Below are 21056 nucleotides of genomic sequence, written 5' to 3'. Positions count from 1 at the left end.
CTCCTGCGCGCACGGCAAGACCGGGGTTGAGCGTCCTGCCCAACCCGCCCGAGGCATGCCTCGGGCCCATGCGGCTCACGCCCCTGCACAGCCCACCCGCCCGGCCTTGGAAAGGTTCCGTGCGCGTCCAGCCACGTAAAGAAAAAAGAAGAGCAGAAGCGGGTCGCTGCGCTTGGTGGAGCGGTTGTCTCAGCGCTGGGTGGCCAGGTGGTGGGCGACCAGGGCGTTTGCGTGGCCATGGCCCAGCCCGTGCTCGGATTTCAGGAAGCTGACCAGTTCCATGTGCTTCAGCCCCGGCCGTTTGGCCAGCAGCGCCAGCCAATGCGCCACCGGCTGCCCGTAGGTCTTTTCGATGGAAGGAAAATAGGACGCCGGGCCCTTGGGTTTGCTGTCGGTGCTCATGTGCTGCTCCCTGTTGTCTGGAAAGTACCCATTCGACGAACCACAGAACCACAAATCGACATGGCGCATTAACCGAACAACCCCGGCAGCACCGGGCACGCGTCCACGCACGGCGNGGATCTACGTGTCGACCAAGGTCGACACCCACCAAGAGCAGGNCATGCCNTNCCAACAGATCGCGGAAAAACTGTCTAAGGCGGGGTGGGTCCGGTTGCGGGGGACGCCGTGTGTGGGCCCGCGGGGGACGCCGTAAATCCCCAGACCGGCCCAGCCGCTGGCGGCTGTGCGTTCGGGCGCTTGCGAAGCAGTGCTTCGCAATCAAAGCGCCCTCACCCCTGGAGGCTCGGGCGCGCCATCCATGGCGCTTACGCCCCCGCGAGCCCACACCGCCCCGGCCTCGACAGGTTCATGGGGCGGAGCGGACGGCAAAGGCGGAAACAAAGGCGGTTTCTGGTGTCGGATCAACGAAGAAGGGGTCGGAGCCGCTTTCCTGCGGAAAACAGATCCGACCCCGACGGCCGTGGAGCGAAGCGACCCGCTTTGGCTCCTGCTCTTCTTTTTTTCTCTTCCGTGGGTGGACGCACACGGAAATTGTCAGAGGCCAGCAACTGTTCGGGCGGATCAAGGGAGATTCCGGCGTGGGCGCCAAGCTACAAGGCGATCGTCGAGATCCAGGCTTACACGGCGGCCCACGCCGGCTCTCGACACCTACGGTGCCAGATTCCAATCAGATAAGGCTTGNCAGCCGCATCCATGCGGCTGACACCCCGCAACCCGACACCACCCCGCCTTCGACNGTTTTCCGCTGCTGTCGNAACGGCGTCTGTGCTGCTGTTGGTGGGTGTCGACCCTGGNCGACACAGTAGATCCACGCCATGCGTGGATGAAGCATTCGCGATGGAGCCGAGCATCTGCTCGGCTCTTTTCGTTTGNGAACTGATGGATGGGGATCCATCGGAAAGATGATCGCGGGGAACGAGCGAAGCGACCCGCTGTTGCTTNTGATTTTCTTCTTTNTTTTCCGTGGTGGACGCACACGGAAACGCCGACCCCGGCGAACGCCTGCATACCACCGGCATCGTGGTGAAGGAGGCGATGGAACAGACCTGGCTGGGGCGCATGCCCGATCATCTCGTGCAACGCGTCGCACGCGTGCGCCTGTATGCGCCGAACCTGCACAACGTGCTGCTGACTGCACCGGGTTATTACTTCCTCACCAGCGATACGCCGAACCTGATGCGGTGGCTGGCCAGCGAACTGCGCGCCAGTGGCGTGGACCTGCGCCGGCACAAGCGAACGCGTGGGCAGGATGGAGTATGGGCGCCGCAGATCAGCTACGCGGCCGTGGAGCAGCATATCCATGCCAGCGCCTGTCACCGCCGCGATACTGCGGCGTTACTCGAAGGGGCATGAATGGCCGAGGCGATCTCTCCCCTATGGCGAGGGCTACCACTAGGAGAGCGCTACATCGCGCGGGGTGACGCAATCGCCCTGGGCGAGGGCTTGGAAAGCGAGAACGACTACTTCTACGCTCGCGTGAAGCATGGGCGCTTCCTAAACGGGAGAACCCGCTGCAGCGGCATCGGCGGCAGCGTGACCCTCGACCCAGGCCAAATGGCTACCTTCACTGGCGGGTATGGCCATATCGACTTGGAAGGCCGCCACCGGGTAAAACTCCAGTTCGAACCGGTGCAGTAACAGGGCGAAATAGTACCGGGCTGCCACATGATCTGCCTCGTGAAAGACCCGATGAGGGTTTGGAGTAGAGAAAATTCTGCTAAGAATCCCGATCTGCCGGCTAAAACTGTGGCGTGGCTTCTTATGAATTCCTTTGATAAAGCTGATCTTCCCAGGAACGGACGAAACTATGAGGCCTTACCTGCCAGTTGTTTGTTGCTTGATTTTCAGTGTGGGGGCAGCTTGCGCGACCCCTTTGGGATATGTGGCGCTTGCAGAAATTACAGCCATAGATGGTCAGCCAGCAATATGTCTGCCTGCTGATGCGAAAGGGACATTCTCTGTGGGCTGGGCGACCCTGTCTGAAAGCTATGCGCGAAGTCCCAGAGCTTGGGGCCTGGCGCTTGAAAAGGGGAGGGCTCCTGTGACCATGCAACCGGGGGACTGCCTCTCATTTGGCGTGGTGCCGGATGCCTACGAGGTCGAAAAATTTGATGCGTACAAACAGCCATTAACAATAGAAATAAACAAGGTATATGTGTTTGAAGTCAGTAGCGCATCTCTTTCGGCTGATGTCTACAGCGTTGCCTTTCTTGTGTGTAAGGCTAACGAGGGGGTTAGATATGTTAAATATTCGGCCAACTCAAATGGCGGGAGGTTAATCCCATCTTGTGGCTTATCTGGTGCTGGCGGCCCCATTGTTAGATGGGTCGAGCAGCCGCCTGGTTTCTAGGCGGGCCGCATGGTTGATTGGCTCTATGGGCGAGAGAAGTACGGGTAAACTCTTTGTTGGCAAATGTTTGTGAGTGAACTTCAGCGCGCCGGATGTTCCTTGATGTGCGGAATCGTTTGGGTTGGGCTCTGTTGGTAACGCCTCAGGTTGAAGTTGGAGCGCATGCCTTGCGCAGGTTTGAGGTTCCAGCAGAATCAAAGGCATGTTGTTAAGGGATGTGCTGTTGGTAATTATTCTTCTTTGGTGTTATATGAAATATATCAAGCTGATGGGGTTATTTTTGTTTGTGATTTCATGGAATGGATATGCCGTGGATGGTGGTTTATATCCCGACTTCAGTGGTGAGAAGGTTGTCATAAAAGTTAAAGTTCCCAATGAATTGGTCGCGCGAAAAGTGCAGGCTACTTATCGTTCTACCGTGTGCACCTTCGTCGCTTACGACGTGAACGGAGAATCATATCGGCGGGATAGCTATAGGCAGCTGGAGGCGCAAGCTACGCCTGAGAGAGGTACTGAGATTCTGCGGGCCGAGCTTGCTGTCGACGGTGGCGGAAGTTGTCGATGGAAGTTGAGTAACGTGATTTTCGGCGTTGAGTACGAAAACACCAGTCAGTTTGGTGAGGATGTGACCTATGGCGTCGGCGGGGGCGTTGTCGTTATGTTTGATGAAGCCGATTCTGCATATGGTGGTCCAAATTTCGAAGAAGATGGCAATTTTGTGCTTAGACCTGACTATTATCCGTGGGTGAGGGAGAGTTTTGTTGGTGGATGCAGGAGGGTGGTGCATTTAACTAGGAGCGGTGAAGGGGATCTTATGTACAGGGCGGTTAATGGTCGGAGTATAGAATTTGAACCCATCCTTCACTCTCGTTACGCAGTGTATTCGGTTGGGCCAAAAGTAAAGCGAATAGGTGATAGCGGGGTATTCTATTACCCGGATGGTAGTAGCTCCAGTGAGAGGCACGGTAGGCCTGATTTCGAAAAGCTCCAGAGAATTCGAATGTCTGTCGATTCCGGTGGTTCTGCGAAATTTTGAGTTTAACGGGTGCGCTGTTAGGGGGCTACCGTGTGTGGACGCCCGGGTAGCGCCGGGCCATGCCCGGCGACGTTGACGGGTCAGTCCGCCGCGTTACCTGCCGCGCCCATGCCATCCACCGCCTGCCGGCCCAAGGCCGGGTCATCGGTGAAGAACGCATCGATGCCCGTCGCCAGGTAGGCACGCATCTCCGCGATCGACCCCTCCGCGTTGCGCGCATTGTCCGCGCCCTTGCGCAGGTTGCTGGCCTGGAAATGGTTCTCCGGGCGGAAGGTGTACGGAATCACCATCAGGCCCACCGCGTGCGCATCGCGCACCAGCGACGTCGGCGTGCCCAGCGCACCGTTGGCCTCCAGCGGGATGATCGAGCGCAGCTCCGGGCCGATGCCGTCGGCATAGGCGGCGATGTCCTTCAGTCCCGCCGGAGTCATCATCTGCGCATAGGTCAGCGCGCCGCCGGCCTTGGCGACATCGGCCGGCTGGGTGTCGCCCTTCCACAGCAGCTGCAGCAGGCGGATGTTGCTGCCGCGCGGGATCTTGCCGCGCAGGTAGCGCAGGTTGGCCGTCTCGAACGACTGGATGGTGACCGGGCCGACGTTGGTATAGGCGTTGCCGCGCAGCGCGGCCAGCAGCGTGTCTTCCATCGGCAGGCCGATCGACTGGAAGTAGGTCGGGTGCTTGATCTCCGGCACCAGGCCGATGCCACGGTTGGCACGACCGGCCTGCTGGACCAGGAACGCCAGGATCTCGTCCAGGCTGGCGACGCGGAACTGGCCGTCATAGGCGGTGCTGCGGAACTCCGGCAGGCGCTCGCGGGCGTACAGCGTCTTCAGCTCGGCCAGGGTGAAGTCTTCGGTGAACCAGCCTTCGACCGTCTGCCCGTCGATGACCTTGCGGGTCTTCCGCTTGGCGAATTCCTTGTGCTCGGCCACATCGGTGGTGCCACCGATCTCGTTCTCATGGCGGGCCACCATCACCCCGTCCTTGGTCATCACCAGGTCCGGTTCGATGTAATCGGCACCGTCGGCGATGGCCTGCGCATAGGCTGCCAGCGTGTGTTCGGGCAGCAATGCGCTTGCACCGCGGTGGCCGTAGACCGACGCCCTGGGCGCGGCCGGAGGGGAGGATTCAGCACTCATGGCCACCGATGGTGCCACGGCCAGCGACAACAGCAACGCACGACCCCACGACTTCACTGCGACTTCCTCAAGCGGTTTGTGATGGGCGTCAGTATGCGGCGGGAATGTGACAGGTTGGGGGAGCTGGGGGCCGGCTGCCTGCGGTTGGCCAATGATCGCGGTGACCGCAATTCGGATTGGATTCTGCAATTTTTCCGATTGAACCGCGGAAACGATGGGTCATAGCCTCGACTGACCAACACCGATGTTGGCGGAGGATCGGACCATGGAGAAAACAATGTACATGCCTATCCTGAAATGGCGACAAGGTGAGTACCTCGCGGTAGGTCGTACACGCGAGACCATAAAGGACTGGATGTATCCCCTGTTCGAGATCCCGGTTGAACAGTGGGACTTCGAGAACGAGACACCCGCCAAGTCGCTTGATGATCACCTGAAGAATGTAGGCAAGCGACTGAGCACCAATTGGAAGAAACGCCGTTGCCTGTTCGATTCACCGCATCTTGCCGGCGACGACACGATGGCCAATGGAGACCATCACCTCGCGCGCGTCTTCGATCTCGCACGGGCGTCGGGCTGCCAGGCCATTCCGGTAACCGGTATCGGCCGGCATCTGGCGTATCAGCAGGCAGTCGCCAGCATCATCGCCCAGGATGATCGTGGGTGCGGACTGCGTCTGGTTCCCGATGATCTGGAAGGCAGTCCTCTGGCGAAGATCGACGGCTTGTTGCATCTCCTGGGTGTAGCCCCGGAGCAAGTGGACATCGTTCTGGACAGTACGGCAGATGTCGCAGATTCTCCGACCCTGCAGGCATCGGTCTGGCAGGCATGGATCGCTGGATTGCCCTACATCAGCCGATGGAGATCGCTCACCGTGGCCGGTGGCAGCTTCCCTGCAAGCCTGAGCCCGTCAGCAGGCTATCGCCCTCATGGTGACGTTCACCGTCGCGAATGGCGGGGGTACACCCGACTGACAGCCGGTGCCCTGCAGCGTCAGCCATGGTTCGGTGACTACGGATGCGCGTCACCACAGACGGAGATGATGGACCCACGCCTGTTCGACCCGAATGCAAAGATCAAGTACACGATCGATGACCAGTGGCGGATCATCGTCGGCACCCAGGTCAAGCGCAATGGCCGAGACCAGTATCGCGACCTGTGCAGGCACCTGATTTCTGATCGCCCGGTGGTATTCATGGGGCGAACTTACAGTGCTGGCGACGAGTACATCGAAGATTGCGCCAACAACGTCGCCAGTACAGGCGGAAGTTCGACCTGGCCAACGGTGGCGACCAATCACCACCTGACTAAGGTTGTTCGCGACCTCGCCAATCTGTCCGGCACTTCAACTGTTCCCTGACCAGCGTGCGGATCTCGGCGAGGCTGTATACCTCTCCAAGCCGCTCACACAGCGCTGTGCGATTGCCGCGCAGCGCTGCCTTGTCCGGGTTCCGTGCACATATCAGTGTCGTGATCTCATCACGCCAGAGAAGGGCGGCAACGTCCATCCCATTGACCGACGGATTGAGCCTGGCGGGTCGCAAAAGCTCCATTCGCACCGCATTACGCGCGCCGCGCGATACAGTGCGAACGCCCCACCACTCCGGCAGGACCTCCAGCGCGTGGTCAAGATGCCGCTGCCCCACGACAATCGTCGCTTTGTCGAGAACGTTTGAATAGAACTGCTGCTGCATGGGAAGCCTGCGCAGCGTGTCCACGTCGCTCTTGATCTCGTAGCCGTGCAGGTGACCGTTGATGACGCAGACATCAACCCGACAGGCACCGCGAGCAAGCCCCATCTCCTCCACGACCAGCGTATTGGGATTGGCAACGTGCTCAGCGATCACCTTCCGAAGGAGCGCGGATCTGACGTCGCTGTCGGTTATCGGGTCCATTGTCGAATCGTACCAAGAGGGAGTCGCTGTACTGCATGAAATCCAGGCATGTCGCAGTTCATCGCGGCACTACTTGCCGATGCAGAAGCTGGAGAAAATCCTGCCCAGCAGATCATCGGCACTCATCTGCCCAGTGATTTCGCCCAGCGCGTCGTGCGCCAGCCGCAGCTCCTCGGCCGCCAGCTCCAGGTGCTCGTGCACCAGCTCGCCATCCGCCCGCTGCGCGTGTTCCTGTGCGCGTTCGATCGCATCGACGTGGCGGGTGCGTGCGGAGAATTCGCCCTCCACCTGCTCCCCTGCCCCGGCCGAAGCGATCGAACGCAGGCGCGCATGCAGATCTTCGAGCCCGGCGCCGGTGGCGGCCGAAACGAACACCCGATCCGGGTCGTCCTGCACCGGCATGGCATCCAACAGATCCGACTTGTTGTGGATGTAGACCTTGTGCGGCACCGCCAGTACCGCTTCGCCGATCGCGGCTTCGCCGGCTGCCGGGTCGCGTGCATCCAGCACGATCAACGCCAGGTCGGTGCGCTCGATCTCCGCACGCGCGCGACGCATGCCTTCGCGTTCGATGGCATCACCGCCATCGCGCAGACCGGCTGTATCGACCAGGGTCAGTTCCAGCCCATCCAGGCGGATGGTCTCGCGCAGCGTGTCACGGGTGGTGCCAGCGATGTCGGTGACGATGGCACGCTCGCTGCCGGCCAGTGCGTTCAACAGCGAGCTCTTGCCGGCATTCGGTGGGCCGATCAGTACCGCATGCAGGCCATCGCGCAGACGACGGCCACGCTCTGCGTCGCGACGCAGCAGGGCCAGATCGCTGCGCGCCTGCTCCAGGCCACGCCGCACCTGTGCGCCACCGAGTGTGTCCAGCGGCTCATCGGCGAAATCGATGGCCGCTTCCACGTGGACGCGCAGCATTACCAGCTGTTCGACCACCGCATCGATGCGGCGCGAAAACACACCATCCAGCGAACGGCGTGCAGCACGTGCCGCGCGGTTGTCACCGGCGGCGATCAGATCGGCGATGGCTTCGGCCTGAGCCAGGTCGAGCTTGCCGTTGAGGAAAGCCCGTTCGCTGAACTCGCCCGGCCGCGCCTGCCGCGCGCCCAATGCAATGCAGCGTGCGACCAGCTGCTGCAGCAGTACCGGGCTGCCATGGCCCTGCAGTTCCACCACTTCTTCGCCGGTGAAGCTGTTCGGCGCCGGGAACCACAGCACGATGCCATCATCGATCACCTCACCGTCTGCATCGCGCAGGCGCGCGTAATGCGCATGCCGCGGGCGCAACGTCGGTGCGCCGAGCGCGTTGGCAATCGCTGCGGCACGCGGGCCTGACAGGCGCAGCAGGCCGACGCCACCCGCGCCGGGTGCGCTGGCAATGGCCACGATGGTCTCGGTACGCTTCATGTCGTTCATCGCTCAGAGCTTCTCCAGCTGCGCGCGGGCCTGCGCCGCACCGCTGCCCTGCGGCTGCAGCGCCAGGTAGGTGGTGTAGGCCTGCTTCGCCTTGGCCTTGTCGCCAACGTGGAAATAGGCATCGCCCAGGTTGAGATGGGCCACCGCGCGCGACGGGTCGATCCTCAACGTGTTCTCCAGCCAGCGCGCGGCTTCGGCATAGCGCTGCTGGCGGTAGTAGACGAAGCCGAGGTTGTTGGCCGCCTGGGCAAAATCCGGGCGCAGCTTCAGTGCCTCGGCGAACTGCACGGCGGCTTCGTCGTAGCGCTTCTCGCGGTACAGCTGCAGGCCACGGTCGTTGGCCTGCTGCGAGCGCTGGCGGTCAGAGGCCGGTCCGGCCGTCGGCACCACCAGCTTGGCCTTGCCGCCCTGCAGGTCGGCCACGGTCACTGGCGCTTCGCTGTTCTTGGCGTCCTGGGCAGCGTCGACCTTGTTGTTCAGGGCGATCGCATCGGCAGTCAGCTGGCGCGTATCGGCGTTGAGGTATTCCTGGCTGTCCGGCACCTGGAACACGAACTCGCCCCCCTGCGAGCCGGGCAGGCTGCCGAACGCCGGCGTCTGCTGCGACACCGCCGACACCGCCGGCGCCACATAGGCGGCCAGCTCGGTACCGGTGATCAGGCCATCGCCATTGAGATCGCCCTTGCCAGCCAATGCCTGCAGCAACACCCAGGTGAACACCGAGTGGCCGTTCGGGCCGGCATCGGCCACCTGCTGGTCGGCACCGCCGGCGGTCAACATCTGTCGCGCGCTGCGGCGTGCGTTCTCGCGCAGGAACGACGATGACGACGGGCCGCCACGGGTCAGGCCCAGACCGCTGTAGCAGGCATCCATCACGAACATCACATGCTTGGCCTGCATGCTCTCGGCGATGTTCTGGATGTCGGTCATCGCGATGGCATCGGTGGCGAATTCCTTCGGATCCGAATCCACCGGGATGATGTAGCCCAGGTCGCGGCCGGAGGCGAGCTGGCGGGTAGCACCGTGGCCAGCAAAAAACACGAACACGCGGTCGTTCTTTCCGGTGCGGTCATCGGCCAGGCGGTCGTGGAAGGCGGCCAGGATGTTGTTGCGCGTGGCCTGCTCGTTCTTCAGCACGATCACCTGCGAGGACGGGAAGCCGAACTGCCCGGTCAGCGTATCGGCCACGGCCTGGGCATCGTGGCTGGCGTATTCCAGCTTCGGCCACTTGGCGTAGTTGTCGATGCCGACCACGATCGCCCACGATTTTTCATAACCGGTTGTGACGGTGGCATCGCGGTCGCTGCCCTTGCGCGGTCGGGCGACGCTGAAGTCGCGGCCATTCCAGCCGGCGAACTGGTAGCCGTCGGCGATCAGCCGGTCCAGGATCTGCGGCAGTGCCTTCACCGCGCGGTCGTGGATATCGTGGAACAGGATGATGCCGCGCTGTTCCTTGTTCACCTGGTCGAGCACGCGCTGCACGATCGATTCAGGCACCGGGTCGGCCCAGTCCATCGAATCGATGTTCCACATGATCGACTTAAGGCCCGCCTCGTTGAGCAGCTGCAGGCCTTCGGCGTTGCGTGCGCCATACGGGAAGCGGAACAGCGGCGCGCGCTTGCTGTCCACGTCCTTCAGCAGGGTGTCGGTGTCCAGCACCTGCTGGCGCAGCGCATCGCCGGTGGTGCGAGACAGCTGCGCATGGGTCAGGCTGTGGTTGCCGACGGCGTAGCCCTCTTCCATCAGGTTGCGGCTGATCTTGGCCATCGGGCCGAGGCTGACCTTGCCGTCGGCATCGACCTTGCCCAGGTTGCGCCCAACCTCGAAGAACACGCCCGGTACGTCGTAGCGCTTGAGGATGGCCACCACTTCATCGGTATAGGCCTTGTGCGGGCCATCGTCGAAGGTCAGCACCACCGTCTTCGGCGGCAGATCGCGGCCGAAGATCTCGCGGTCGCTGTCCTTCATCGACATCGGGTACGGCTCGATCACGCCGTAGTCGCGCAGGATCGCTTCGCGGCTGTAGTCCTTTTGCAGGTGCGCGATGTAGTCGTCCCACTTCTCGCGCTTCAGTTCGATGGCACGGGTGCGCTCGAAGCGGCTGAAGATGCGGGTCAGTTCCTGGTTGTAGTTGCGCTCGATCTCGTCCAGCGCCTCCAGATCTTCACCGATGCGCTGGTGCAGCTTCACCGCCGGCAACGAGGAATCGGCGCCGATGCGTTCGTGCAGGTCACGCAGCACTTCGCGGAACGCCAGGCGATCGGCATCGAACAGTTCCGGTGCCGACTCGATGTAATCCAGCACCGTGCCCAGGGTAGCAAAGCGCTGCGGGCTGGTGCCGCGCAGCAGGGTGTCGAACTGCGTGGCAATGGCGCTGCGCTGTTCCAGGCCATCGTGGAACAGCTGCTGGCCGATGCGGGTGGAGGTGGTGCGATCGGCCGCGGACTGCCGTTCCTCATCGGCCAGCAGCACGATGATCCGTCGATAGCCGTCGAGCTGCTTCTGCAATGCGCCCAGCAACGGCGCGGCGGCCGGGTCTGCGGCGGCAGCGGCCTGTGCGCTCGGCTGGGTGACTGCCGCTGGTGCCTGCGCGTCCTTTTCGCCGCAGCCGCCCACGAGCAGGGTCAGCAGCAGACTGGGCAGAAACAGGCGGAACGACGGCGCACGCGGCATGGCGGACTCGAGCAAAAGGATAGGGTGTGCCGGCGATTCTAACGCCGCATGCGAAAAGCCCGCCTTGCGGCGGGCTTCTGCTGAGGTCAGCCGGCCAGCGGCCGGCTCTACCGATCGGCGCAGACGCGCCTTACTTCTTCTTGGCCGGAGCGGTGGTGGCCGTGGCCGGCACCGGGTCGCTGCCGTGGCGCTTGGTCATCCACCACTGCTGCAGCAGGCCCAAGCCACCGTTGACCACCCAGTACAGGACCAGGCCGGACGGCATGAAGGCCATCATGACGCCGAACACCAGCGGCATGAACTGCATCATCTTCTGCTGCATCGGGTCCATGCCCGGTGCCGGCGTCAGCTTCTGGGTGAACCACATCACCGCTACGTTGATCACCGGCAGGATGAAGTACGGGTCACGGGCGGTCAGGTCCTGGATCCAGCCGAACCAGGGCGCCTGGCGCAGTTCGACCGATTCCACCAGCACCCAGTACAGGGCGAAGAAGATCGGCATCTGGATGAGGATCGGCAGGCAGCCGCCCATCGGATTGATCTTTTCCTTCTTGTACAGCTCCATCATCGCGGTCTGGAACTTCTGGCGGTCATCGCCATAGCGTTCCTTCAGCTGTGCGATGCGCGGCTGGAAGCGACGCATCTTGGCGCCACTCTTGTACTGCGTCGCCGACAGCGGGTACAGCACGATCTTCAGCAGCACCACCAGGCCGACGATGGCCCAGCCCCAGTTGCCCACCAGCTTGTGCACCTGGTTGAGCACCCAGAACAGGCCCTGGCCGATCACCGCCATCATCGAGAAGCGGCTGTAGTCGACCACACGGTCCAGACCCGGCACGTCTTCCTTGGCGATCAGGTTGACCAGCTTCGGGCCGACCCACAGGCGGGCCTCGGTGCTGGTGGACTGGCCCGGGGCCACGGTGAAGGCCGGGCCACGCGCTTCGATCAGGTCACGACCGGCCACCTGCGACAGCACGTAGTGTGCGGTCTGGTCCTTCTGCGGGATCCAGGCGGTGAAGAAGTGGTGCTGCAGCATCGCCAGCCAGCCGCCGGTGATGTTCTGGTTCAGCGCGCCATCGTCCAGGTAATCCTTGAACGCACGACGCTGGTACTTCTTGTCGTTGTCGTACCAGGTGGCACCGTTGAAGCTGAACGAGTCCGGGTTGGTCATGCTCCGCGACAGGATCGTCGGGGTGCGGTCCAGGGTGCGGTAGACGTAACCGTTCCACGGCGCGGCGCCGGCATTGCTGACTTCGTCCTTGAAGCGGATCGCATACTCGTTGCGGCCCACGATCAGGGTGCGCTTGATGGTCACGCCGTTGTCGGCGGTCCATACGAACGGAACCTGCAGTTCGTTCTGGCCCTTGGCCAGCACGAAGTCGCGGGTGTCACCGACCAGCTTGAAGCCGTCGGTACCCGGCACCGGGGTGTTCTTGTCTTCGCTGGCCCAGCCGCTGACCGCGCTGTAGGGATGGGCGGGATCTTCGGTCAGCAGGCGCACCGGCGGGCTGCCTTCGTCCTTGCTCTGCGGGAACTGCAGCAGTTCGGCGTCTAGCACGCGGCCGCCATCGAGCACCAGGCGCAGCACGTCGGTGGTGATGGTCACGCGCTGTGCGGACGGGGTGGCGCTGGCCTGGGCCTGTGCAGCGGCCTGACCCGGGGCACCGGGAACCTGCGCGCTGGGGATGCTGCCCGGGGACGCACCGGGGACGCTCTGGGCGGCAGCCGGGGCCGAGCTGGTCGTCGGCGCCGGGGTCGGGGCGGACTTCTCACGGCTCCACTCCATCCACAGCAGCACGGCCACCATCAGCCAGGCAAAGATCAGGAAAACACGGGTCTGGTTCATCAGCAGGCAGGCTCAGCGGGGCCGGGACGCGGTGCCGGCTCGGTGATGGAGGAAATGGCAATGCCATCAGGCGGCGGCATTGTGCCGTCCACGCCCGGCGCGGGCAATGCGCGCAGGCGCCGCAGCAGGCGCAGGAAGGCCTGGCGGATATCTTCGTTGCTGGCATGACGCGCAGCAGTACGAGCCACGACGACGAAGTCGCCTGGCTGCATGTCGGTTCGTGTCTGACGCAAGGCGTCGCGCAGGACGCGCTTGATCCGGTTACGCCCAACGGCGTGAGGATCGACCTTGCGGGAAACCGCCAGACCCAGCCTGGCCGGCCGGTCAGCCGGTAGCCAGTGCAGGGTCATCAGCGGATCGGACACACGGCGGGCGCCGTTGAAGACCGTTGAATATTCGGCACGCGTGCGAACCCGCGCAGAGCGAGGGAATCGCTTGCGCGGGTCTGCAGTATTCACTGTCGAATGGATTGCGTCTGCCGCTGGATGCGGCATGGCAATCAGGCGCTCAGGACTTTGCGGCCCTTGGCGCGGCGACGCGACAGGATCTTGCGGCCGTCAGCGGTCTTCATACGGGCACGGAAGCCGTGGTCGCGCTTACGCTTGAGGTTGCTGGGCTGGAAGGTGCGCTTGGTGGCCATGTGGGCCTCTCGTATGAATGGGACGGAAAGAACCGGAAATTTTAGAGAGGTGTCCCCCCTCCCGTCAACCCCTGTCTGCTACGCCAATTCACCGGGCTGTGCAATAGCTGTGGATCTTTTTGTGAATAAGTAGGGGACAAGCATTCCGAAGGCGGGCGCTCGGTGGTAGGCTGAGCCATCCATTTCCCCCCTTTCAGGCCTGTGTTTGGGCGCCTTTTCGCGCCTATGCATCGGCCACCGGACAATTATTGCTGATGGATGCCTGGTCACGTAGTCTCGAGCGACTCGAGGCGGAGTTCCCGCCCGAGGATGTTCACACCTGGTTGAAGCCGCTGCAGGCAGATCTGCGCGCTGACAGCCTGGTGCTGTATGCACCGAATGCCTTCATTGTCGATCAGGTGCGCGAACTGTACCTGCCGCGGATCCGCGAGCTGGTCACCCACTTTGCCGGTTTCGGCGACGTATTTCTTGAAATCGGCTCGCGTCCGCGGCCCGTGGACGCGCAGATCGCGCCGGTTTCCAACCATTCGGCGCAGGCGCCAGTGCAGCCGCAGGTTCCCTTTGCCGGCAACCTGGACAACCACTACACCTTCGCCAACTTCGTGGAAGGCCGCAGCAACCAGCTGGGCCTGGCCGCAGCATTCCAGGCGGCGCAGAAGCCGGGCGACCGCGCGCACAATCCGCTGCTGCTGTACGGGGGCACCGGCCTGGGCAAGACCCACCTGATGTTCGCCGCCGGCAACGCGATGCGTCAGGCCAATCCGGCCGCCAAGGTGCTGTACCTGCGTTCGGAACAGTTCTTCAGCGCGATGATCCGGGCCTTGCAGGAAAAGACCATGGATCAGTTCAAGCGCCAGTTCCAGCAGGTCGACGCGCTGCTGATCGATGACATCCAGTTCTTCGCTGGCAAGGATCGCACCCAGGAAGAGTTCTTCCACACCTTCAACGCGCTGTTCGATGGCAAGCAGCAGATCATCCTGACCTGCGACCGCTATCCGCGCGAAGTCGAAGGCCTGGAAGCGCGCCTGAAGTCGCGGCTTGCCTGGGGCCTGTCGGTCGCCATCGAGCCACCGGACTTCGAGACCCGCGCGGCGATCGTGCTGGCCAAGGCCCGCGAGCGTGGTGCCGAGATTCCCGATGACGTTGCGTTCCTGATTGCCAAGAAGATGCGCTCCAATGTGCGCGACCTCGAGGGTGCGCTGAATACCCTGACCGCCCGCGCCAATTTCACCGGCCGCGCGATCACCACCGAATTCGCCCAGGAAACCCTGCGCGACCTGCTGCGCGCCCAGCAGCAGGCGATCAGCATTCCCAACATCCAGAAAACCGTTGCCGATTACTACGGGCTGCAGATCAAGGATCTGCTGTCCAAGCGTCGGACCCGGTCGCTGGCCCGTCCGCGCCAGGTTGCCATGGCGCTGACCAAGGAGCTGACCGAACACAGCCTGCCCGAAATCGGCGACGCCTTTGCCGGTCGCGATCACACCACGGTGCTGCATGCCTGCCGGCAGATCCGCACCCTGATGGAAGCCGACGGCAAGCTTCGCGAGGACTGGGACAAGCTGATCCGGAAGCTGAGCGAATGATGCACGTACGCCGATGAGGCGTCACCGCATAAAACGGTGCAGAATCCGGTAGCAAGCGCGGGACAGGGTGTGGATAAAAATGCCGTTGGATTTCCCGGAAGATTTATCCACAGCTTTCCCCACCCCTTGGGGGCTGGTAATGCAGAGGGTTTCGAGGGCTTAATTCCTTTTGTTTACAAGGACTTATCAGCGTTTTCCAGCGATTCTGGCTCTACCAGCACCACCAAGCTTTTGATTTATTCCACATTTTTTTAAAGCATAGGGGCACGGAACCACATGCGTTTCACACTGCAGCGCGAAGCCTTTCTCAAGCCGTTGGCACAGGTCGTCAACGTGGTCGAACGCCGCCAGACCCTTCCGGTTCTGGCCAATTTCCTGGTGCAGGTGCAGAACGGCCAGCTGTCGCTGACCGGTACCGACCTGGAAGTGGAGATGGTGTCGCGGATCGCGGTTGAAGATGCCCAGGACGGCGAAACCACCATTCCCGCCCGCAAGCTGTTCGAGATCATCCGCGCCCTGCCTGATGGCAGCCGGATCACCGTCTCGCAGACCGGTGACAAGATCACCGTGCAGGCAGGACGCAGCCGCTTCACCCTGGCCACTCTGCCCTCCAACGACTTCCCGTCGGTGGACGAAGTGGAAGCCACCGAGCGTGTCGCGATCGGCGAAGCAACCCTGAAGGAGCTGATCGAGCGCACTGCGTTCGCGATGGCCCAGCAGGACGTGCGCTATTACCTCAACGGCCTGCTGTTCGACTTGCGCGGTGATGCGCTGCGCACCGTCGCCACCGACGGCCATCGCCTGGCCCTGTGCGAAACCGATCTGGCCAAGCCCAGCGGTTCCAAGCGCCAGATCATCGTGCCGCGCAAGGGCGTGACCGAGTTGCAGCGCCTGCTGGAAAGCGGTGATCGCGAGATCGAACTGGAAGTCGGCCGCAGCCACGTTCGCGTGAAGCGCGACGATGTCACCTTCACTTCGAAGCTGATCGACGGTCGCTTCCCGGATTACGAGGCAGTGATTCCGATTGGTGCCGACCGCGAGGTGAAGGTTGATCGCGAAGCACTGCGTGCCTCGCTGCAGCGTGCTGCGATCCTGTCCAACGAGAAGTACCGCGGCATCCGCGTGGAAGTTTCGCCGGGCAACCTGAAGATCAGCGCGCACAACCCGGAGCAGGAAGAAGCCCAGGAAGAGATCGAGGCCGACACCACGGTCAGCGACCTGGCCATCGGCTTCAACGTGAACTACCTGCTGGATGCCCTCTCCGCCCTGCGCGACGAAGAAGTGATCATCCAGCTGCGCGATTCCAATTCCTCGGCGCTGGTGCGCGAATCCAGCAGCGAGAAGTCGCGTCACGTGGTGATGCCGTTGCGCCTCTGACAGCTTCGCCGTTCCACGTGGAACACATGGACGCCCGGGAGATCCCGGGCGTCNTTTTTTTTGTTCCACGTGGAGCATCGTTGCGAATGCTTACCGCCGCCCTCGTCGCTCCTTGCCGATGAGAGCATCCGCGTTGCCCTGATGGGTTGTCGGCGCATGGAACCCACGATCCCGGGAAGCCAGCTGTGGAATCCACATGCTGAGATGTCGAGACACGTTGGATATGAGCACGCAGCGGGATCCGAACCAGCGGCTTCCGCTTGCGTGCTGACCTCTCTGTCCACAGGCCTCTTTCGTAGGAATTCGGCGTTTCCCTAGCTTCTAAATCTGGGTATAAATCAAAAGCTTGGTGGTGATGGTAGGGCCAGATTTCATGTAAAAGTAGGCTATGTGTCTGTTTTAAAAAGCTTTTATAGGGTTGAAACCCCCTGTATATAGGCCATCAAGCCTGGGGGGGAACCTGTGGATAGTTTTACAGCCGAGGAAAAGTGCCTTTTTTATCCACAGTTCGCCCACACCTTGTGTATAAGTCATACAGGCCCGCTGTGGATGGCGTGGAACTGCCGCTTTGAATTTCTTGAAATCTGTGGAACCTGGCAGGGGTGTTGGTCGCAGATTTCAAGAAATCTGTGGAGCACTGACTGCAATCTCGGTGTGGAGTCAGGCCATGAGCCGGGGAAACCGTCTTCGGAATGGCGAAATCTGGGCGCCTTGAGCCTTGGCTTCCTGCCGGATTTGAACGATTTCGGCCACTGTCTCCGGCCGCCTCCATGCCGGCAGGCCTCCGCCACCTGGAACCCGTGTTCTCCAAGGCTGCAACGCCCCGCTGATGCCGGTCCACGTCCGATCCACGCTGGCTGGCTTGACCAATGCAGTAAGCTGGGTGATTCCCCGCCCCTCTACCGCCATGTGCGGATGGTCTGTCGCATCCCATGCAGATTCGTCGTCTTGCCCTCCACCACTTGCGTCGTTTCGATGCGGTGGAGCTGTCGCCCCAGCCAGGGGTGAATCTGCTGACCGGTGACAACGGCGCTGGCAAGACCAGCGTCCTGGAAGCGTTGCATCTGATGGCCTATGGGCGGAGTTTCCGCGGGCGGGTACGGGATGGCCTGGTGCGTCAGGGCCATGAAGCTCTGGAAGTCTTCGTGGAATGGGACGAGCAACGCGGTGATCTGTCCGTGCAGAGGCGAAAAGCCGGGTTGCGGCATAGCGGGCAGGAGTGGAAGGGGCGGCTGGATGGCGAAGACGTCGCCCAACTCGGAAACCTGTGTGCCGCCCTCGCTGTGGTGACCTTTGAACCGGGCAGTCACGCCTTGGTGAGTGGTGGTGGCGAGCCGCGACGGCGCTTTCTGGATTGGGGCCTGTTCCACGTGGAACCAGACTTCCTTTCCTTGTGGCGGCGCTATTCGCGCGCGTTGAAGCAGCGCAATGCCCTGCTCAAGCAGGGCGGGCCGTTGCGGATGCTCGATACCTGGGATCACGAGCTGGCCGAGGCGGGAGAACCGCTGACCAGTCGTCGGCAGCACTACCTGGAGCGGCTGCAGTCCCGAACCATCGCCCTGGCTGAGGCATTGGCTCCGCAACTCGGAATCGTCGGCCTGAATCTGAGTCCCGGCTGGCGCCGGCACGAGGTTCCGCTGGCAGATGCCCTTCTGTTGGCGCGCGATCGCGACCGTCAGGCGGGTTACACATCGCTGGGCCCGCACCGGGCGGACTGGAGCGTGGCGTTCCAGAGCATCCCGGGACGCGATGCGCTGTCACGCGGCCAGGCCAAGCTCACCGCCCTCGCCTGTCTGCTGGCGCAGGCGGAAGATTACGCCGAGCAGCGTGGCGAGTGGCCTGTCATCGCGCTCGACGATCTGGCCTCGGAGCTGGATCGCACCCACCAGGCCCGGGTACTGCACCGCCTGTTGGCGGCACCGGCGCAGATATTCATCACTGCAACAGAAACACCTGCAGCACTGGAGACTCTGGGCAACATCACCCGGTTCCACGTGGAACATGCACAGATCGTGGCTGTGCCATAGTAGGCACGGCAAGGCCGCTCAGCCCCGGCTGGTATAATTCAGGCTGCTATCCCTTCATTCTCGGCACATCGCTCAAGGCGGTGTCCGACCTGCGGAGCCTACGGCAAGCGCAATGACCGACGAACAGAACACCCCGGCAAACAACGGCAACTACGACGCCAACAGCATTACGGCCCTGGAAGGCCTGGAGGCTGTCCGCAAGCGCCCAGGCATGTACATCGGCGACGTCCATGACGGCACCGGCCTGCATCACATGGTGTTCGAGGTCGTCGACAACTCGATCGACGAAGCCCTCGCCGGCCATGCCGACCACGTGTCAGTGACGATCCATGCCGACGGCTCGGTTGGAGTGTCCGACAACGGTCGCGGCATTCCGACGGGCAAGCACGAGCAGATGAGCAAGAAGCTCGACCGCGACGTGTCTGCAGCCGAAGTCGTGATGACGGTCCTGCACGCAGGCGGCAAGTTCGACGACAACAGCTACAAGGTTTCCGGCGGCCTGCACGGCGTGGGCGTCAGCGTGGTCAACGCGCTGTCGCAGAAGCTGGTCCTGGATATCTACCAGGGCGGTTTCCACTACCAGCAGGAATATGCCGACGGCGCAGCACTGCATCCGCTCAAGCAGGTCGGTCCCAGCACCAAGCGCGGTACCACCCTGCGCTTCTGGCCGTCGGTAAAGGCTTTCCACGACAATGTGGAATTCCACTACGACATCCTGGCCCGTCGCCTGCGCGAACTGTCCTTCCTCAATTCCGGCGTCAAGATCGTGCTGGTGGACGAGCGTGGTGATGGCCGCCGCGACGACTTCCATTACGAGGGCGGCATCCGCAGCTTCGTGGAGCATCTGGCGCAGTTGAAGACGCCGTTGCACCCGAACGTGATCTCGGTAACCGGCGAATCCAACGGCATCACCGTGGAAGTGGCGCTGCAGTGGACCGACTCCTACCAGGAGACGATGTACTGCTTCACCAACAACATTCCGCAGAAGGACGGCGGTACCCACCTGGCCGGCTTCCGTGGCGCGTTGACCCGCGTGCTCAACAACTACATCGAGCAGAACGGCATCGCCAAGCAGGCCAAGATCAACCTGACCGGCGATGACATGCGCGAAGGCATGATCGCCGTGCTGTCGGTGAAGGTGCCGGACCCGAGCTTCTCCAGCCAGACCAAGGAAAAGCTGGTCAGCTCGGATGTGCGTCCGGCCGTGGAAAGCGCATTCGGCCAGCGCCTGGAAGAGTTCCTGCAGGAAAACCCGAACGAAGCCAAGGCCATCGCCGGCAAGATCGTCGACGCTGCCCGTGCCCGCGAAGCCGCGCGCAAGGCCCGCGACCTGACCCGCCGCAAGGGTGCGCTGGATATCGCCGGCCTGCCGGGCAAGCTGGCCGACTGCCAGGAAAAGGATCCGGCGCTGTCCGAACTGTTCATCGTCGAGGGTGACTCCGCAGGTGGTTCGGCCAAGCAGGGCCGCAACCGCAAGAACCAGGCGGTGCTGCCGCTGCGCGGCAAGATCCTCAACGTGGAACGTGCACGCTTCGACCGCATGCTGGCGTCGGACCAGGTGGGTACGCTGATCACCGCGCTGGGCACCGGCATCGGTCGCGACGAGTACAATCCGGACAAGCTGCGTTACCACAAGATCATCATCATGACCGACGCCGACGTCGACGGCGCACACATCCGCACCCTGCTGCTGACGTTCTTCTACCGTCAGATGCCGGAGCTGATCGAGCGTGGTTATGTCTATATCGGCCTGCCGCCGCTGTACAAGATCAAGCAGGGCAAGCAGGAGCTGTACCTGAAGGACGATCCGGCGCTGGACAGCTATCTGGCCAGCAGCGCAGTGGAGAACGCGGGGCTGGTGCCGGCCAGCGGCGAGCCGCCGATCGATGGCGTGGCGCTGGAAAAGCTGCTGCTCGCCTACGCTGCCGCGCAGGACACGATCAACCGCAATACCCATCGTTACGACCGCAACCTGCTCGAAGCGCTGGTCGACTTCATGCCGTTGGAGCTGGAAAACCTGCGCAACGCAGGTCCCGGCGAAGGCCTGGACGCGCTGGCCAAGCACCTCAATCAGGGCAACCTCGGCAGCGCCCGTTTCACCCTGGAACTGCAGGAACCCAACGAGCAGCGCCCGGCTGCGGTGCTGGTCACGCGCAGCCACATGGGCGAACAGCACATCCAGGTGCTGCCGCTGTCCGCGCTTGAAAGCGGCGAGCTGCGTGGCATCCACCAGGCAGCGCAGCTGCTGCACGGTCTGGTCCGTGAAGGCGCGGTCATCACCCGTGGCGCCAAGTCGATCGAGGTCGAATCGTTCGCGCAGGCCCGCAACTGGCTGCTGGACGAAGCCAAGCGCGGCCGTCAGATCCAGCGATTCAAGGGTCTGGGCGAAATGAATCCGGAACAGCTGTGGGACACCACCGTCAATCCCGATACCCGTCGCCTGCTGCAGGTCCGTATCGAAGATGCGGTGGCCGCTGACCAGATCTTCAGCACCCTGATGGGTGATGTGGTCGAACCGCGCCGCGACTTCATCGAAGACAACGCGCTGAAGGTCGCCAACCTGGATATCTGACACAATCGGATGGTGGCCGGCGCGCGGGGAGGCG

Annotated in this window: 16 protein-coding genes and 1 pseudogene; 9 read left to right on the top strand and 8 right to left on the bottom strand. The window is 62.5% G+C overall.

Annotation, left to right across the window (positions count from 1 at the left end):
- Positions 1–189: 189 nt before the first annotated feature.
- Positions 190–402: a DUF4287 domain-containing protein gene (locus TEP_RS19660; RefSeq protein ID WP_032977298.1), complete on the bottom strand. Its 213-nt coding sequence runs from the start codon at positions 400–402 to the stop codon at positions 190–192.
- A gap of 1044 nt (positions 403–1446) precedes the next feature.
- Between TEP_RS19660 and TEP_RS20055 the strand changes: the two are divergent.
- The 4 genes and pseudogenes from TEP_RS20055 to TEP_RS19640 all read left to right on the top strand — a co-directional run.
- Positions 1447–1686: pseudogene (locus tag TEP_RS20055) on the top strand (NAD(P)/FAD-dependent oxidoreductase); the annotation flags it as partial.
- A 129-nt stretch (positions 1687–1815) separates the two neighbouring features.
- Complete coding sequence (locus tag TEP_RS19650; protein WP_132826408.1) at positions 1816–2100, top strand: hypothetical protein; 285 nt, start codon at positions 1816–1818, stop codon at positions 2098–2100.
- Positions 2101–2233: 133 nt separating this feature from the next.
- Positions 2234–2812 carry a hypothetical protein gene (locus tag TEP_RS19645; RefSeq protein ID WP_132826407.1) on the top strand — a complete coding sequence of 193 codons (579 nt, stop codon included), beginning with the start codon at positions 2234–2236 and terminating at the stop codon, positions 2810–2812.
- Between the two features lie 250 nt (positions 2813–3062).
- Complete coding sequence (locus TEP_RS19640; protein WP_132826406.1) at positions 3063–3848, top strand: hypothetical protein; 786 nt, start codon at positions 3063–3065, stop codon at positions 3846–3848.
- A gap of 80 nt (positions 3849–3928) precedes the next feature.
- On the opposite strand, the gene TEP_RS19635 is transcribed toward TEP_RS19640, so the two are convergent.
- Positions 3929–5044, bottom strand: a complete 1116-nt coding sequence (locus tag TEP_RS19635; RefSeq protein WP_132826405.1) for a glycerophosphodiester phosphodiesterase — start codon at positions 5042–5044, stop codon at positions 3929–3931.
- Positions 5045–5264: 220 nt separating this feature from the next.
- On the opposite strand from TEP_RS19635, the gene TEP_RS19630 reads away from it, so the two are divergent.
- Positions 5265–6347, top strand: coding sequence for a beta family protein (locus TEP_RS19630; protein WP_240790729.1), 1083 nt, complete (start codon positions 5265–5267; stop codon positions 6345–6347).
- Here TEP_RS19630 and TEP_RS19625 read toward each other — a convergent pair.
- From TEP_RS19625 to rpmH, 6 genes are all read right to left on the bottom strand, one after another.
- Complete coding sequence (locus tag TEP_RS19625; RefSeq protein ID WP_132826403.1) at positions 6295–6882, bottom strand: sce7726 family protein; 588 nt, start codon at positions 6880–6882, stop codon at positions 6295–6297. The genes TEP_RS19630 and TEP_RS19625 overlap by 53 nt on opposite strands.
- A gap of 69 nt (positions 6883–6951) precedes the next feature.
- Positions 6952–8301, bottom strand: coding sequence for a tRNA uridine-5-carboxymethylaminomethyl(34) synthesis GTPase MnmE (mnmE, locus tag TEP_RS19620; RefSeq protein ID WP_132826402.1), 1350 nt, complete (start codon positions 8299–8301; stop codon positions 6952–6954).
- Between the two features lie 3 nt (positions 8302–8304).
- Positions 8305–10974, bottom strand: a complete 2670-nt coding sequence (locus tag TEP_RS19615; RefSeq protein WP_132826401.1) for a polysaccharide deacetylase family protein — start codon at positions 10972–10974, stop codon at positions 8305–8307.
- A gap of 130 nt (positions 10975–11104) precedes the next feature.
- Positions 11105–12820 (bottom strand): membrane protein insertase YidC, encoded by a 1716-nt coding sequence (gene yidC, locus TEP_RS19610; RefSeq protein ID WP_132826400.1) that lies wholly within the window; start codon positions 12818–12820, stop codon positions 11105–11107.
- Positions 12820–13314 (bottom strand): ribonuclease P protein component, encoded by a 495-nt coding sequence (rnpA, locus tag TEP_RS19605; protein WP_132826399.1) that lies wholly within the window; start codon positions 13312–13314, stop codon positions 12820–12822. The genes yidC and rnpA overlap by 1 nt, the downstream gene beginning before the upstream one ends.
- Positions 13315–13319: 5 nt before the next feature.
- Positions 13320–13460 (bottom strand): 50S ribosomal protein L34, encoded by a 141-nt coding sequence (rpmH, locus tag TEP_RS19600; protein WP_006404565.1) that lies wholly within the window; start codon positions 13458–13460, stop codon positions 13320–13322.
- Positions 13461–13714: 254 nt separating this feature from the next.
- On the opposite strand from rpmH, the gene dnaA reads away from it, so the two are divergent.
- From dnaA to gyrB, 4 genes are all read left to right on the top strand, one after another.
- Positions 13715–15046, top strand: a complete 1332-nt coding sequence (gene dnaA, locus TEP_RS19595) for a chromosomal replication initiator protein DnaA (protein WP_132826398.1) — start codon at positions 13715–13717, stop codon at positions 15044–15046.
- Positions 15047–15322: 276 nt separating this feature from the next.
- Entirely contained in the window at positions 15323–16423 is a 1101-nt protein-coding gene (gene dnaN, locus TEP_RS19590; protein ID WP_005411731.1) for a DNA polymerase III subunit beta, read from the top strand.
- A 932-nt stretch (positions 16424–17355) separates the two neighbouring features.
- Complete coding sequence (gene recF, locus TEP_RS19585; RefSeq protein WP_132826397.1) at positions 17356–18450, top strand: DNA replication/repair protein RecF; 1095 nt, start codon at positions 17356–17358, stop codon at positions 18448–18450.
- 112 nt (positions 18451–18562) lie between these two features.
- Positions 18563–21022, top strand: coding sequence for a DNA topoisomerase (ATP-hydrolyzing) subunit B (gene gyrB / locus TEP_RS19580; protein WP_033832640.1), 2460 nt, complete (start codon positions 18563–18565; stop codon positions 21020–21022).
- Positions 21023–21056 lie beyond the last annotated feature (34 nt).

This window comes from Stenotrophomonas sp. TEPEL, assembly GCF_004348785.1.
GTDB classification, from domain to species: domain Bacteria; phylum Pseudomonadota; class Gammaproteobacteria; order Xanthomonadales; family Xanthomonadaceae; genus Stenotrophomonas; species Stenotrophomonas indicatrix.
This window is presented reverse-complemented; position numbering and strand designations above follow the sequence as displayed.

Coding starts and splice junctions, on each gene's coding strand:
- TEP_RS19625 (WP_132826403.1), bottom strand. CDS start 6,882: ATGGACCCGATAACCGACAGCGACGTCAGATCCGCGCTCCTTCGGAAG.
- TEP_RS19660 (WP_032977298.1), bottom strand. CDS start 402: ATGAGCACCGACAGCAAACCCAAGGGCCCGGCGTCCTATTTTCCTTCC.
- dnaN (WP_005411731.1), top strand. CDS start 15,323: ATGCGTTTCACACTGCAGCGCGAAGCCTTTCTCAAGCCGTTGGCACAG.
- gyrB (WP_033832640.1), top strand. CDS start 18,563: ATGACCGACGAACAGAACACCCCGGCAAACAACGGCAACTACGACGCC.
- rpmH (WP_006404565.1), bottom strand. CDS start 13,460: ATGGCCACCAAGCGCACCTTCCAGCCCAGCAACCTCAAGCGTAAGCGC.
- TEP_RS19615 (WP_132826401.1), bottom strand. CDS start 10,974: ATGCCGCGTGCGCCGTCGTTCCGCCTGTTTCTGCCCAGTCTGCTGCTG.
- dnaA (WP_132826398.1), top strand. CDS start 13,715: ATGGATGCCTGGTCACGTAGTCTCGAGCGACTCGAGGCGGAGTTCCCG.
- yidC (WP_132826400.1), bottom strand. CDS start 12,820: ATGAACCAGACCCGTGTTTTCCTGATCTTTGCCTGGCTGATGGTGGCC.
- TEP_RS19630 (WP_240790729.1), top strand. CDS start 5,265: ATGTACATGCCTATCCTGAAATGGCGACAAGGTGAGTACCTCGCGGTA.
- mnmE (WP_132826402.1), bottom strand. CDS start 8,301: ATGAACGACATGAAGCGTACCGAGACCATCGTGGCCATTGCCAGCGCA.
- TEP_RS19650 (WP_132826408.1), top strand. CDS start 1,816: ATGGCCGAGGCGATCTCTCCCCTATGGCGAGGGCTACCACTAGGAGAG.
- rnpA (WP_132826399.1), bottom strand. CDS start 13,314: ATGCCGCATCCAGCGGCAGACGCAATCCATTCGACAGTGAATACTGCA.
- TEP_RS19640 (WP_132826406.1), top strand. CDS start 3,063: ATGAAATATATCAAGCTGATGGGGTTATTTTTGTTTGTGATTTCATGG.
- recF (WP_132826397.1), top strand. CDS start 17,356: ATGCAGATTCGTCGTCTTGCCCTCCACCACTTGCGTCGTTTCGATGCG.